The 12,675-nt window shown below is 71.2% G+C and carries 16 protein-coding genes and 1 tRNA gene; 5 read left to right on the top strand and 12 right to left on the bottom strand.

The annotated features are described in order from the left end of the window. The first annotated feature begins 87 nt into the window (after nt 1-87). A complete protein-coding gene (locus ABT294_RS26965; protein WP_350809055.1) occupies nt 88-858 on the top strand; it encodes a SigB/SigF/SigG family RNA polymerase sigma factor in 771 nt (256 codons plus the stop codon). Between the two features lie 171 nt (nt 859-1,029). Then, complete coding sequence (locus ABT294_RS26960) at nt 1,030-1,392, top strand: ATP-binding protein (RefSeq protein WP_350809054.1); 363 nt, start codon at nt 1,030-1,032, stop codon at nt 1,390-1,392. 123 nt (nt 1,393-1,515) lie between these two features. Here ABT294_RS26960 and ABT294_RS26955 read toward each other — a convergent pair whose 3' ends face one another. From ABT294_RS26955 to ABT294_RS26915, 9 genes are all read right to left on the bottom strand, one after another. Beyond that, nucleotides 1,516-1,710 carry a hypothetical protein gene (locus tag ABT294_RS26955; RefSeq protein ID WP_350809053.1) on the bottom strand — a complete coding sequence of 65 codons (195 nt, stop codon included), beginning with the start codon at nt 1,708-1,710 and terminating at the stop codon, nt 1,516-1,518. Nucleotides 1,711-1,716: 6 nt separating this feature from the next. Continuing rightward, nucleotides 1,717-2,310: a hypothetical protein gene (locus ABT294_RS26950; protein ID WP_350809052.1), complete on the bottom strand. Its 594-nt coding sequence runs from the start codon at nt 2,308-2,310 to the stop codon at nt 1,717-1,719. 4 nt (nt 2,311-2,314) lie between these two features. Continuing rightward, on the bottom strand, nt 2,315-2,860 hold the full coding sequence (locus tag ABT294_RS26945; RefSeq protein WP_350809051.1) for a hypothetical protein: 546 nt from the start codon (nt 2,858-2,860) through the stop codon (nt 2,315-2,317). A 70-nt stretch (nt 2,861-2,930) separates the two neighbouring features. Next, entirely contained in the window at nt 2,931-3,356 is a 426-nt protein-coding gene (locus tag ABT294_RS26940; protein ID WP_350809050.1) for a helix-turn-helix domain-containing protein, read from the bottom strand. A gap of 98 nt (nt 3,357-3,454) precedes the next feature. After that, the gene (locus ABT294_RS26935; protein WP_350809049.1) at nt 3,455-4,822 is read right to left on the bottom strand and encodes a cytochrome P450 family protein; all 1,368 of its coding nucleotides are present in this window, start codon (nt 4,820-4,822) and stop codon (nt 3,455-3,457) included. Nucleotides 4,823-5,107: 285 nt separating this feature from the next. Next, nucleotides 5,108-5,184: transfer RNA gene (locus ABT294_RS26930), tRNA-Pro, on the bottom strand. 115 nt (nt 5,185-5,299) lie between these two features. Continuing rightward, nucleotides 5,300-6,631 (bottom strand): MFS transporter, encoded by a 1,332-nt coding sequence (locus tag ABT294_RS26925; protein WP_350809048.1) that lies wholly within the window; start codon nt 6,629-6,631, stop codon nt 5,300-5,302. A 139-nt stretch (nt 6,632-6,770) separates the two neighbouring features. Further along, the gene (locus ABT294_RS26920; RefSeq protein WP_350809047.1) at nt 6,771-7,046 is read right to left on the bottom strand and encodes a hypothetical protein; all 276 of its coding nucleotides are present in this window, start codon (nt 7,044-7,046) and stop codon (nt 6,771-6,773) included. An 8-nt stretch (nt 7,047-7,054) separates the two neighbouring features. Continuing rightward, a complete protein-coding gene (locus tag ABT294_RS26915; protein WP_350809046.1) occupies nt 7,055-7,384 on the bottom strand; it encodes a hypothetical protein in 330 nt (109 codons plus the stop codon). 85 nt (nt 7,385-7,469) lie between these two features. On the opposite strand from ABT294_RS26915, the gene ABT294_RS26910 reads away from it, so the two are divergent. Together ABT294_RS26910 and ABT294_RS26905 are read left to right on the top strand one after the other, a co-directional pair. Continuing rightward, nucleotides 7,470-8,183: a DUF72 domain-containing protein gene (locus ABT294_RS26910; protein ID WP_350809045.1), complete on the top strand. Its 714-nt coding sequence runs from the start codon at nt 7,470-7,472 to the stop codon at nt 8,181-8,183. Continuing rightward, the gene (locus ABT294_RS26905; protein ID WP_350809044.1) at nt 8,184-9,152 is read left to right on the top strand and encodes a magnesium transporter CorA family protein; all 969 of its coding nucleotides are present in this window, start codon (nt 8,184-8,186) and stop codon (nt 9,150-9,152) included. A 10-nt stretch (nt 9,153-9,162) separates the two neighbouring features. Here ABT294_RS26905 and thrS read toward each other — a convergent pair whose 3' ends face one another. Both thrS and ABT294_RS26895 read right to left on the bottom strand, forming a co-directional pair. Continuing rightward, on the bottom strand, nt 9,163-10,338 hold the full coding sequence (thrS, locus tag ABT294_RS26900) for a threonine--tRNA ligase (RefSeq protein ID WP_350809043.1): 1,176 nt from the start codon (nt 10,336-10,338) through the stop codon (nt 9,163-9,165). A gap of 130 nt (nt 10,339-10,468) precedes the next feature. Continuing rightward, nucleotides 10,469-10,936 (bottom strand): adenylyltransferase/cytidyltransferase family protein, encoded by a 468-nt coding sequence (locus ABT294_RS26895; RefSeq protein ID WP_350809042.1) that lies wholly within the window; start codon nt 10,934-10,936, stop codon nt 10,469-10,471. A gap of 218 nt (nt 10,937-11,154) precedes the next feature. Between ABT294_RS26895 and ABT294_RS26890 the strand changes: the two genes are divergently transcribed. Continuing rightward, nucleotides 11,155-11,616 carry an ATP-binding protein gene (locus ABT294_RS26890; RefSeq protein WP_350809041.1) on the top strand — a complete coding sequence of 154 codons (462 nt, stop codon included), beginning with the start codon at nt 11,155-11,157 and terminating at the stop codon, nt 11,614-11,616. On the opposite strand, the gene ABT294_RS26885 is transcribed toward ABT294_RS26890, so the two are convergent. Continuing rightward, nucleotides 11,613-12,572, bottom strand: coding sequence for a helix-turn-helix transcriptional regulator (locus ABT294_RS26885; protein WP_350809040.1), 960 nt, complete (start codon nt 12,570-12,572; stop codon nt 11,613-11,615). The two genes, ABT294_RS26890 and ABT294_RS26885, sit on opposite strands and share 4 nt — an antisense overlap. Nucleotides 12,573-12,675 lie beyond the last annotated feature (103 nt).

The following is a 12,675-nucleotide window of genomic DNA, read 5'->3' as shown; positions in this document are numbered from 1 at the left end:
CGTCTCGACAGTAGAGCGAGGTGTGCCTCTGCCTGGGCTTTTTCCTTTTGGTGGAGGCCTCCCTGCGATCCATATCGAGGAGCAGCGATGGCTGTACAGGAATACGTTCTCGAGGAGATGACCGCCGAACAACTCCTGGCCGAAATGGTCAGGGAAGACACTCTCGACAGCCACAGGGAGCGGCTGCGTGAACGCATCGTCGAGATGCACCGGCCGCTCGCCATGGAGATCGCCAGGCGCTACCGGTACCGTGGCGAACCCCTCGAGGACCTCCTCCAGGCCGCGTACGTCGGCCTGATGAAGGCCATCAACGGCTTCGACCCCACCCTCGGGCACGCCTTCAGGGGATACGCCGTCGTCACCATGACCGGCGAGGTCAAGCGCCACTTCCGCGACCGCACCTGGGCCATCCGGGTGCCCCGCCTCTACCAGGAGCGCCGCTCCGAGCTGAACCGGCTCGTCGCCGACCTCAGCCAGGACCTGGGCAGATCGCCCACCGTGTCCGAACTGGCCGCCAAGATGAACATCAGCGAGGAGGACGTCCTGCTCACGCTGGACGCGTCCGCCGCCTACAGCACCCTCTCGCTCGACGCGCCCCTCGGCGCCGACGACGACGCCGCCTCGCTCGGCGACGTCATCCCCGAGGACGACGACACGCTCAGCACCATGGTCGACCGCGAGGCCGTCAAGCCGCTCATCGACGCGCTCCCGTCCAGGGAGAAGCACATCCTGCTGCTGCGCTTCTTCGGCAACATGACGCAGGCCGAGATCGCGGCGGAGTTCGGGATATCCCAGATGCACGTTTCCAGAATCCTGCGCAAGGTTCTCGACCAGCTCCGCTCGGAACTGGTCGGCTGAGAAGGCGGTCTTCGGGTGAACGAGGAGGTCGATCCTCGTGCGGGCGCACACCGCCCGCCACCCGGCACGCCCGTGAAGGAGACCGGCCCGCCACCCGGCGCGTCCGTGAAGGAGACCGGCCCGCGGTCAGGCGCGTCCGTGCGAGAGAGCAGCCCGCCGCCGGGGACGCCCGTGAAAGAGATCAGCTTCCGCCTGCCCGACCTGCCGGAGGTGCGCTCCGCCGCCGAGACGCAGGCGCGGGCGGCGGGCATGCCGGAAGAGGCGATCGGCGACCTCGTCATCGCCGTCAACGAGGTGGCCACCAACGCCGTCACCCACGGCGCGCCGCCCGCGCGGCTGCGCACCTGGGAGGAGGACGAGGGGTTGGTGATCGAAGTGCACGACGACGGCGCCTGGAGGCCGGGGCCCAGGCCCGGCACCGTGGGCGGCATGGGCCTGTGGGTGGCCCGCCGCCTCGCCACCGACCTCACGCTGCGCATCGGCAGCGGCGGCAGCACGGTGACGATGCGCTTCGCCGGCACGGCTTCCGCCTGAGCGGCGTTGCACGCGGCGGGCCTGCGTGCGCGGCGGGCCTGCATGCGCGGCGGACCTGCGTGCGGGCCTGTGTGCGCGGCGAGCCCCCGTGCGCGGCGGCGCACGGGGGCCTGGTGTTCTCGTCTACCGCCGGGTCCGGTTGCGCCAGCCGCTGTAGCTGCGGACGCCGGCCGTCCCGATGCCCGCCTGGTGGAGGGCCAGCAGCGTCAGGCCGAGCAGCATGAAGGTCGTGCCGGTGATTCCGCCGGGGGTCCTCGTGTTCACCAGGTCGAGCAGGAAGCCCAGCCCGAAGACGATCGCCGCGATGATCGCGAGCATGCGTGGTCACCTCGCTTCCGGGCCGCAGAGCGCGAGCAGCCGCTCCAGCACGCCCCTGTAGTCGCGCAGCGCCAGCCGGAGCTGCTCGGTGTCGGTCGTCTCCGCGCCCTTCCAGCGCTCGCGCAGCTCGCCCGTACGGGTGGTCAGCGAGCTGGTGAACGCCTCGACGACCTCCCCGACCAGGCCGTCGGCGCGCTGGACCGCCTCGCCGGGGTCGTCCACGAACGCCGTCTGCAGCTCGCGCCAGCGGGCCTGCACCTGGGCGGGGTCCTGGTCGAACAGGACCGTGCTCTGCGGGGCGGCGTGGGCGGGCGTCTCGTCGGCCTCGGCCTGCGACGCCACGAGCTTGTCGCCGTAAGGGTCCCGGACGTCGTGGGTCGGGATGCCGTGGGTCTGGACGTCGTGGGTCTGGAGGTCGTGGGTCGGGATGTCATCGGTCTGGACGTCGTGGGTCTGGAGGTCGTGGGCCCGGCCGTCGTCGGCCTGGTCGGTCGTGGGGTGCTCGTCGCCGGGGTCGTGGGTTCTCGTGTGCTCGCCGGATCTCGTGTCCTCGGGCCCGTCCGTCCGCTGCGAGGGCACCCGCAGCTCGTCGCCGTTCATCTGGTCACCGTCCTCGCGCCGTGTCCTGGAGCAGTTCCTGGAAGAGTGCGCGGTAGTGCACCATCGCCTGGCGGAGCTCCTCGGTGGAGGCCGCCTTCCTGGCCGCGCGCCCGCTGATCTCGTGTGCGGTCCGGTAGTGGTCGAGAGTCCGCGCGTGGCCGACCGACAGGTCGGACAGGCGCTGCTCGAAGTCGTCCGTCGGATAGCCCCGCTCGGCCATGACCGAGGCGACCAGCTGGTCGGCCTCCGTCACCGCGAACCCGGGGGCGTCCACGAAACGCTCCTGCACCTCGTTCCAGCGGCCGGCGTAGGCGTCGCGCGCCTGCTCCGGCAGCGGGTGGATGTCGAGCTCGGAGTGACGCTGCTCGCGGGCCAGGAGTTCCTGCTCGACGTCGTGCCGGTTGTCGTGCTCGGCCACCATGCGGTCGTACTCGGGGCCGAACCGCGTGCGTAGGCGGCTGCGGCGCTGCTGCTGTAACACGACATAGCCGACAGCGGCGACCGCCACCACCACGACCACGACGACGGCCACCCAGATCAAGGTGTCCATGTTCTTCGCCTCCGGTCTCTGTGTGTCGAGACCAGCGACTGCCCGCGAACGGGCCGCCGAAACGCCTACCTCACCGGGCTTCCAGCGCTCTGCGGGCGTCGGCGAGCACGTCCGCGACGTGTGAGCCGTCAGGGGAGGCGGGGACTTCGCGGAAGCCCTCCGCGGGGTCGTAGGTCACGTCCAGCCCGGCGTCGACGAGCCGCTGCGCCCACCGCAGCGCGGTGTTCAACCGCTCGGACGCGGGCGGCTTCCCCTGGGCGGCGGCGGACAGGTTGCGCAGGTTGGTGGCGGGCCCCGACTGGGTGTGCTCCCGGCTCAGCTTCCACGGCAGGGCCCGGCTGTGCTCGAGCATCGCCTTGGCCAGCCCGGCGGCCCGCTTGGCCTGCAGCACCCCGGACTCGCTCACACCGAAACGCGCGGCGAGCTCCTGCACGCTCAACCCCTCAGCCACGAGCCGGGCCAGCTCCGCCCGGTCGATGGTCGGCCTCCGCCCCATGGACGCCTCCCTTCTGCGCCAAGCGTAGAACAGGGCCGCCGTCCGCCGCCCGGCCTCGGGGAACAGCCGGGCCGGCCAGATGGTCGTAGTCCCTCGTCCTAACCGGGCCTCTTCATGGTCCCTGAGGCTCGCCGTGCCAGCCCCCGCAGGAAACGCCGCAGCGCGGAGCGCGGAGCCTCCTCGTCCGCGGTGGGCGCGGCCTGCGTCGCCGGCTCGCGCGCTCCGTCCTCCTCGGCGTCGCTCGGCGGGACGTAGCTCTGAGCGAGCTCGAACTCGACGGGCAGGGACCGCAGCGCGCGCATGAAGGGGGACGAGCGCCACGGTAGTTGGTTGGCGGGAAGCGCGAGCCGCAGCCTGCCGACGTGTTCGAACAGCCGCTCCACGGCGATCGTGGTGATGCGGGTGGCCAGCAGCTGGGCGAGGCAGGCGTGCGGCCCCGCGCCCCAAGCCAGGTGGGCGCGGGTGCTGCGGACGGCCTGGGGGTCGATCGCCTTCTCGAACGACGGATCGGAGTGGGCGCCGGCGATGGACAGCATGACCGGATCGCCCGCGGCGATGATGAAACGCCCCAACCGCACGTCCACTGTCGGGAAACGGAACGTGAGGTTGACCATCGGCGGATTGGCCAGCGCGACCCGGTTCACGGTCTCCTCGATGATCCCCGCCGACAGGCTCGACCGCACGTCGGGATTGGTCAGCACCTCGAGGATCGCGTTGCAGATCAGGCCCCCGGTCATGTCGCCGACGACCCCGGGCAGCATGAGGAGCTCGCGGGCCAGTTCGTCGACGGTGAAGTCCGGATGGGCCGCGAGCATGTAGGAGGGGAGGTCGTCGGCAGGGTGGCTCATCTTGGCGGCGGCCAGGTCCGTCATCGCGGCGAACAGCCGCTGCGACGCCGCGGCCGCGTCGGGACCGGCGTCGAGCACGCGCCAGGTGTCCATGAGCACGTCGTCGCCGCGCGCGGTTTCGAACCCGAAGAGGCGGTTGGCCACCATCAACGGGAGCGGTCGCGCGTACTGCGCGGACAGATCGGCCCAACCGGTGCGGGAGCCGCCTTCCGGCAGCAGGCCGATGAGGTCGTCGGCGCATCGCCTGACCGCGTCCTCCAGCATCCGGGCCTGGGGGTGGCCGCGGTCCTGGAAGGGCGCGAGCGCCGAGGTCCACGTGTCGCGAAGCCGGCGCAGCGTCATGCCGTCCTGGAAGGCCACGCTGTTGAGCTCGAAGGCGGGGAGCACAGGCCAGTCAGGCGGGAGCAGGCCCTCCGCCTTCGCCCGCCAGTTGTCGAGGCGTTTGCTCCAGACGTCGCCCTCGTTCTGCAGGACCCGCAGCACTTCGGGGTAGCCGATGACCAGCCACACCGGCACTCCGAGGAGGTCGACCGGCGCCACCGGCCCGTACCTGGCGCGCAGGCGTTCGAGGACGAGCGTGGGATGCGCGTCGTAGTCCCTGGTGAGGAGCGGTTCCACGGGCAGCGACGACAGTGGTTCACGGGTCGATGCGGTCCACGCGTCAGGCATCAAGGCGATGCACGACCTCTCTCATTCCCAAGCCTCGCAAGGCGTTCCGGCCCCGACGTGGAAGACAAAATAGGGTTTTTGTCGCACCCCGTGGGTCCGAAAAGGAGAAATTTCCGGATATGGCGTGGCACGGCGGGTGCGGTGAGATGTCGGCGACGTGGCAGGCCCGGCGCCTCCCGTCCAGACACGAAAAAGGGGCTCCGGATGATCTCCGAGCCCCTGCGACCAGTGAAATGGTCGGGACGACAGGATTTGAACCTGCGACCCCCTGACCCCCAGTCAGGTGCGCTACCAAGCTGCGCTACGTCCCGTGAAGCCTCGTGGAACTTTTCGGTGGGTTCCGCTCGGGCTTGCGTGAAGAACACTATCAGAGCGGCGGACCCCTCCGCGCCACTCCGACCGAGGCCGGAGGGGCCCGCCAGAGGCTCAGGAAGTCGCCGTGATCAGGCGCTCGTCGTGGGGGTCGTCGAGGCGGCTCAGCTGGGCCCTGCCGCGCCAGCGCATCAGCAGCACGGCGGCCGCCAGCATCAGGGCCCCGGCTCCGCACACGGCGCTGCGCGGGCCCAGCCAGTCGGAGACGGACCCCTGGAGCAGGCCGCCGACGGGGAAGGACGCGGTGTAGAACATGATCCGGCAGGCCACCACCCTGCCCCGCATGTGGTCGGCCACGATGACCTGGATCGCGGTGTTGACCGTGCTGACCACGGCCAGGAAGCTGCCGCCCACGACGACGAGGGCCAGCACGCCGAACGCGTACCCGGGGGCGGCTCCGAAGGCGACGATGGCGGCCCCATAGATCAGCAGGCCCCAGCGCACCACCTGGCCGAGGCTGACCTTGTGACTCCAGCCGGAGACCAGGGGAGCCGCGATGACGGCGCCGATGCCGAGCGAGGCGTTGAGGACGCCCAGCCCCACCGGCCCGACGTCGAAGACGCTCTCGGCGAAGACCACCGTGAACTGGAAGATGGGGTTGCCGAGGATCCCGACCAGGACCGACACCACCAGGGAGACGACGAGGCCGGGCTGGCGGCGGACGTAGCCGAGCGCCGCCAGGAACTGCCGGGTGACGCCCTCCGAGGTCGGATGGGGAGGCCGGTCGTGCCGGAAGCGGATCAGCGACAGGGCGGCCAGGACGAACGCGAACGACCCGGCGTTGAGGAGGAAGGTCCAGGCGGGGCCGAGGGCGGCCAGGAGGAGACCGGCGAGCGCGGGGCCGATCGAGCGGGCGGCGTTGAACTGCAGGGAGTTGAGCGTCACCGCCGAGTGCAGGTCGTTCCTGGGCACCAGGTCGCTGACGAACGCCTGCCAGCTCGGAATGTTGATCCCGGCGAACACCCCGCCGAGGCCGACCAGGAGCAGCAGGACGACCGGCTCCCGCAGGCCGGACGTCCAGATCAGCCAGAGCAGGAACGCCGAGACCGCCATCCCGGACTGCGTGAACAGCAGGACCCGCTTGCGGTTGCGGCGGTCCGCCAGCGAGCCGCCCGCCGGTGACAGCAGGATTCCGGGCAGGAACTGCGCGAGGCTCACCAGCCCGACCCAGAACGCGCTCCCGGTGATCTGGTAGAGGACGTAAGGCACCGAAAGGTTGCTCAACCAGCTGCCGGTGTTGGACGCGAGGGCGCCGCACCAGAAGATCGTGAAGTCCCGGTGCCTGAAGGCGCGCAGGGAGTGGCGTAACCCGCCGGGGACGGAGGTCGGGGTGGTCGGCTGGTGAGCGGGGGCTGAGATGTCCGTGATTCTCGGCTCTTGGTCCACGCCTGGATTACTCCCCACAGGAACGCCTTCTGTCGCAGACGGCGCCTCCAACGGAGGGTAATGCCACGATCGTGTGGCGCCCGCGCGAGCTTCCGGCCCGGCGATCAGCGGGCCACGTACGGGGTGGCCCTGCGGGCGCTCACGAGCGCAGCAGCACCCGGGCCTCGACGTCGACCCTCAGGTTGACGTCGGGGGCGACCGCCTCGGCGATGGCGGCCTCGTCCACGACGAGGTAGTCCAGGGCCGTCGGGTGGCGCCGGCGCAGCACCTCCTCCAGGGCCGCCATCTCCTCGTCCATCCGCTGCTCGGTGAGCGGCTCGTCGGTCTCCGTGACGAGCTGGTGCACATGGACGATCTCGCCGGACGCGGCGTCGAAGTAGACGCGGATCCGCTGCACGTGCAGTTCCGTGGACATGGGCGCCCTCATTCCCAGGGCGACAGCTTGGCCACGGCGAACGCGTAACAGTTGACCACTCTGAGGGTGACCGTGACCGACAGGCAGTTCGCCACCCACCGCGCGCTGAACGCGCCGTCGGGGTCGGGCGCGATCTCGTTGCGGACCTCGTCGGGGCTCGCCTGGTAGCGGACCCCCGAGACCCAGGCGTAGGCGGCGCCGCCGCCCGTGACGCGGGAGAGGGCGGCCTCGGCGAACGCGCTGCCCTGCCCCTCTGACCTGGCGATGGTGGTGGAGATCTCGTGCTGCCCGGAGCTGACCGCCCACAGCCCCCGGCTGTGGATGTTGGTGATGGCCATGGGACGAACGTAGGCGCCGAGCCGCGTCCGGCGCATCAGTGAGGTTCCTGGGGATATCCCTAGCCGGGCGGGGTAGGCGCAGGTCATGGGGACGCTCGTCGGCACCTCCGGGTGGCAGTACAGGGACTGGCGCGGGGTGCTCTACCCGGAAGGGGTCCCGCAGCGGCTCTGGCTGCAGACCTACAGCGAGACGTTCCCGACGGTGGAGAGCAACAACGCCTTCTACCGGCTGCCCTCGCCGGAGATGTTCGCCGAGTGGCGCGACCGCACCCCCGACGGGTTCGTCATGGCCGTCAAGGCCAGCCGCTTTCTCAGCCACATCAAGCGGCTCGCCGACCCCGAGGAGCCCGTGGAGCGGCTGATGCGCGCCGTGGCCGGGCTGAAGGAGAAGCTCGGGCCGATCCTGCTGCAACTCCCGCCGACCCTGCACGTGGACGCCGAGCGGCTCGACCGCTGCCTGGGCTGCTTCCCCGACGGCGTGCGCGTGGCCGTGGAGCCCCGGCACGTGTCCTGGTGGACCGACGAGGTACGGCAGGTGCTCGAGACGCGCGGCGCCGCGCTGTGCTGGGCCGATCGCGGCGGCCAGCCGCAGAACCCGTTCTGGCGCACCGCCCGCTGGGGGTACGTGCGCCTGCACGAGGGACGCGCCTCGCCCAGGCCCTCGTACGGCGAGGCGTCGCTGCGCACCTGGGGCAAGCGGGTGCGGGACGCAGGATGGCGCGACACGTTCGTCTACTTCAACAACGACGTCGGGGGAGCGGCTGTGCGGAACGCGCTGCGGTTTGCCAAACTCGTCTAGGTGCATACCCGTCTCTACAGAAACGGCGTCCTCGAGAAGGAAGGTTTCCCCATCGAGGACGTCTCCGACCACGTCGCCGACCCCGAGAACACCGTCTGGTTCGACCTGTGCGCGCCCACCCTGGACGAGCTCGGCGTCATCGGGGAGGAACTCGGCCTGCACGAGCTGGCCGTCGAGGACGTGGTCACCGACCACCAGCGCCCGAAGCTGGACGTCTACGACAAGCATCTGTTCATCACGGTGTACGGGGTGCACTTCGACGGGGACGTGCTCGACCCCGTCGAGATCAACGTCTTCGTCACCAGGAACGCGCTGGTCACCGTCAGGGAGAACGCGCACTTCGACATCGGCGAGGTGACCAGGCGCTGGGACTCCGCCTCGCGCCTGGCGGGCCACGGGGTGGCGTTCCTGCTGCACGGCCTGCTCGACTGCGTGGTCGACGGGCATTTCGACCTCGTCCAGGACCTCGACGGCAAGGCCGAGGAACTGGAGGAGACGCTGTTCGGCGACGAGCCCGTCGACGCCAGGGAGATGCAGCGCACCATGTACAGGCTGCGCAAGAACATGACCCGGTTCCGCAAGATCACCATGCCGATGCGCGAGGTGGTCGGCACGCTGCTCCGCCGCGACCAGGACCTCGTCGCCGCCGCCGAGATGCGGCCGTACTACGAGGACGTCTACGACCACGCGCTGCGCGTGACCGAGTGGACCGACTCCTTGCGCGACCTGCTGGCCAACGTGCGCGAGACCCGCCTGTCACAGCAGGGGTTCCGGCTGAACGAGATCATGAAGCGGGTCACCAGCTGGGCGGCGATCATCGCGGTGCCGACGGCGATCACCGGCTTCTACGGGCAGAACGTGCCGTACCCGGGCGCGGGCCAGCCGTGGGGGTTCTGGATGTCCGTGATCGCCGTGGCCCTCACCTCGGTCGGCCTCTACGCCGTCTTCAAGAAGAAGGACTGGCTGTAGGGGAGCCGGGTCAGTAGGACGGACGCGACCTGGCGGCCAGCTCGGCGACCGGGATCACGCCCGCCTGGCTGCCGTCCCGCAGCCGGACCGACGCATCGCCGTCCGCCACCTCGCGCGGCCCCACCACGAGCTGGTACGGCACCAGCCGGTGCGCCCTGATCCTGGCGCCGAGGCTGCCCCGGTCGGGACCGGCCAGCTCGGCCCGCAGCCCCGCCGCGACAGCCCGCCGCACCAGGTCCTCGGCCGCGGGCATCTCGTCGTCGGAGAGCGGCAGCACCACGGCCTGCACCGGCGCCAGCCACGCGGGGAACGCGCCGCCGTGCACCTCGATGAGCTGCGCGACCAGCCGTTCCAGCCCTCCGACGATGCTGCGGTGCACCATGGCGGGCCGGTGCCCGCCCACGTAGCTCAGCTGGAAGCGCTCAGGCTGGTACAGGTCCACCTGGACGGTCGACAGGGTCGACTCGCGCCCGGCGGCGTCGCGGATCTGGATGTCGATCTTCGGGCCGTAGAAGGCGCCCTCGCCGTGCTCCTCGTCGTAGTCGTGGCCGCGTTCGCGCAGCACGTCCCGCAGGATCTCCTCGGACCTGGCCCACAGGGCGGGGTCGTCGACGAACTTCGCGCCCTCGCCGCGCAGCGACAGCCGGTAGCGGGCGGCCCGGATGCCGAGCTGGGCGTGGGCGGTCTCGATCAGGTCGAGCGCCGCCGACACCTCGGCCGCGGCCTGCTCGGGCGGGCAGAACACGTGCCCGTCGTTGAGCTGGATGGCCCGCACCCTGGTCAGCCCGCCGAGCACCCCCGACAGCTCCGAGCGGTACATGCCGCCCAGCTCGGCGAGGCGCAGCGGCAGCTCGCGGTGGCTGCGCCGGCGCGAGGCGTAGATCAGCGCGTGGTGCGGGCAGAGGCTCGGCCGCAGCACGAACTCCTCGCCGCCGACCCGCATGGGCGGGAACATGTCCTCGGCGTAGTGCGCCCAGTGACCCGATCGCTCGTACAGCTCGCGCTTGCCGAGGACGGGCGAGTTGACGTGCTGGTACCCGTGGCGTCGTTCCAGCTCGTGGACGTAGTCCTCGATGGCTTTGCGGACCGCGGCCCCGGCGGGCAGCCAGTACGGCAGCCCCGAGCCGATCAGCGGGTCGGTGTCGAAGATCTCCAGCTCACGGCCGAGCCTGCGGTGGTCGTTCATCGAAGCCCCTTCAGGAAAGGGCGAACGACCAACTCCCGGGCGTTCGCCCGGGAAGCATGGAATCAGCGCGCCGGGACGGAGTCCGGCGTCGTCGTGACGGAAGCGCGCTGCATGACAATCACCGTAGCACTCAGCCCTTGCCCGCCGCATTGACGATACGGGTGGTCGAACGGTCGGGGATGGCCTCCAGCTCCCAGCACTCGGCCCCCAGCAGCGCGGCGGCGGCGCAGCGCCCCCCGGCGTGCGGGTCGCCCGCGGTGTGCGCGAGCGCGCCGGGACGCATCGGGGCGAGCAGGTCGATGTAGTCCTCGGGGCCGTGCGCCTCGGGCGGGCCCATGACGACGAACACGCCGGTCACGAAGCGGAGCGCGGCCAGCACCTCGGCCCGCTCCGCCGCCGGGTTGAACGGGCGGCTCTGCCCCTTCCACGCGCGCACCCGCGGGTCGTCCTCCACCCCGATCACCAGCGGCAGCCCACGCGCCGCGACCGCGCCGAGATAGCGCACGTGGCCCACGTGCAGGATGTCGAAGACCCCGGTGACGACCGCCGCACCCGGCTCGTCGAACGGCCGCACCCAGACGGCCTCCAGGCTGCTCACGCGACCTCCTCCACCGGCCGCGCGAGCAGGGCGCTCGGCTTGCTGCGCTCCCTCACAGGCGGGCACCCCTCCTAGTCGACTCGTCGATCGCAGCGTACTCGGTCGGCCATCGCGGGCGCGCAGCCGACCATGGGCAAGAGCATTCCTACCTTTTCGCGATAATCTCCCCGACCGGTGTGGCGCGTCTCATGACGTCGCCGCACATCGGGGAGGTCGCCGTGGCACCGTCGGACTTTCACAGTGACGAAGGAGCTGACGAGCCCGGCTCCCATGATCTCGTCGTCCGGCTGCCGGGGAACCCGTCCCAGGTGTCCAGGGCGAGAAGGCTGGTCACCACCGCGCTCGGGCGCGACCACCCGCTCTACGACGACGCCGTGCTGCTGACCAGCGAGCTGGCCACCAACGCGATCCTGCACACGCGCTCGGGCGCGGGCGGATCGTTCACGGTGTCCGTGCGGGCCGCCAGGGACGTCGTCCGGGTCCGGGTGCAGGACGGCGGCTCGGACGGGCCGCCGTGCGCGTGCCACGGCGGCGCGCAGGCGACGAGCGGGCGAGGGCTGCCGCTGATCGAGGCGCTCAGCCACCGCTGGGGGTTCAGCCGCGTCAACGGGACGACGACCGTCTGGTTCGAGCTGCTGCACGTCCGGGTGCCGCCACAGCGGCGGGTGGAGCTGTACTAGAGATCGAGACGGCACAGGCCCTCCGCCAGGACCTTGGTGGTGAGCCTGGTGCGGCTGTCGCAGCCCAGCTTGGCGAAGATGTGCTCCAGATGGGTCGTCACCGTGCGGACGCTCAGCACCAGGGCGGCGGCGATCTGCGGGTTGGAGTCGCCTGCCGCGACCCGGGTCAGCACGTCCACCTCCCGGCCCGTCAACTCGTACGGGAGCGCGCACCGGCGTCCGGCCACGACCGCGCCCTGCAGGCTCCCCTGGAAGCCGACCCCGGCCCTGAGCAGGCGCACCTCGTGCCAGCGGCCCTCGCGGTCGAGCCACAGGCCGTGGCGGCTCAGCTCGCGCGAGTCGATGAACGCGCGGGCCAGCCCGGCGGCCGCCGGCTCGTCCCACGGCTCGGCGCCCGGCACCTCGCGGCGGGTGCCGACCCGGTCGAACGACACCGCGCGGAACCCCGCCGGCAGCCCCACCGGGTCGATCACGCACCTGGTCAGGTCGGTGACGTGGGCGAGCATCGGGGCGACCGCCGTGATCAGGGCGCCGGTCAGCTCGGTGAACGCCGACCTGGACGCCAGGTGCAGCAGGCCCGTGTACCGGCCCTCGGCCAGGAACAGCGGCGCGGTCAGCCCGGCACGCCAGCCGTAGGGGGCGAGGTGGCGGCGGAAGTAACGCTCGGTGCTCGGCTCCGGCATGCTCACCGGGGCTCGGGTGGTCATCGCCGTGCGGTAGGCGTCGAGCGCGGCGTACTCCTCGGCGGCGTCGCCGTCGATGCGCCCGTGGCCGTCGGACACGACGCTGTGGTGGCGGCCGGTCGCCGGGTCGAACGCGACGAACTCGTACGCGTCGAGCCGCACCACGCGGCGCAGCGCCGCCATCGCGCCGTGGGCTCCACCGCCGCCGCCGATCTGGTAGCCGACCTCGGTGAACGCCTGTAGCTGGCGGACGTCCAGGGTGATCTCGGCCACCCGGCTTTTATATCACCCGACCCTTCCGTGACTCTGTCCTGACCTTCACCCCCGCTGTCACGGGTGGCCGGGCGACGGGGCCATGATCCCGTACGCTTCCTGG

It is taken from the genome of Nonomuraea sp. NPDC000554 (genome assembly GCF_040300065.1).
Taxonomy (GTDB): Bacteria; Actinomycetota; Actinomycetes; order Streptosporangiales; family Streptosporangiaceae; genus Nonomuraea.
Note: the sequence above shows the minus strand (reverse complement) of the source record. Positions and strands in the feature narration are given on the sequence as shown.

Excerpts from the sequence above, each read along its gene's own strand:
- ABT294_RS26945 (WP_350809051.1), bottom strand. The coding sequence starts at position 2,860 with ATGGACACCTTGATCTGGGTGGCCGTCGTCGTGGTCGTGGTGGTGGCG.
- ABT294_RS26920 (WP_350809047.1), bottom strand. The coding sequence starts at position 7,046 with ATGTCCACGGAACTGCACGTGCAGCGGATCCGCGTCTACTTCGACGCC.
- ABT294_RS26940 (WP_350809050.1), bottom strand. The coding sequence starts at position 3,356 with ATGGGGCGGAGGCCGACCATCGACCGGGCGGAGCTGGCCCGGCTCGTG.
- thrS (WP_350809043.1), bottom strand. The coding sequence starts at position 10,338 with ATGAACGACCACCGCAGGCTCGGCCGTGAGCTGGAGATCTTCGACACC.
- ABT294_RS26915 (WP_350809046.1), bottom strand. The coding sequence starts at position 7,384 with ATGGCCATCACCAACATCCACAGCCGGGGGCTGTGGGCGGTCAGCTCC.
- ABT294_RS26955 (WP_350809053.1), bottom strand. The coding sequence starts at position 1,710 with ATGCTCGCGATCATCGCGGCGATCGTCTTCGGGCTGGGCTTCCTGCTC.
- ABT294_RS26910 (WP_350809045.1), top strand. The coding sequence starts at position 7,470 with ATGGGGACGCTCGTCGGCACCTCCGGGTGGCAGTACAGGGACTGGCGC.
- ABT294_RS26965 (WP_350809055.1), top strand. The coding sequence starts at position 88 with ATGGCTGTACAGGAATACGTTCTCGAGGAGATGACCGCCGAACAACTC.
- ABT294_RS26950 (WP_350809052.1), bottom strand. The coding sequence starts at position 2,310 with ATGAACGGCGACGAGCTGCGGGTGCCCTCGCAGCGGACGGACGGGCCC.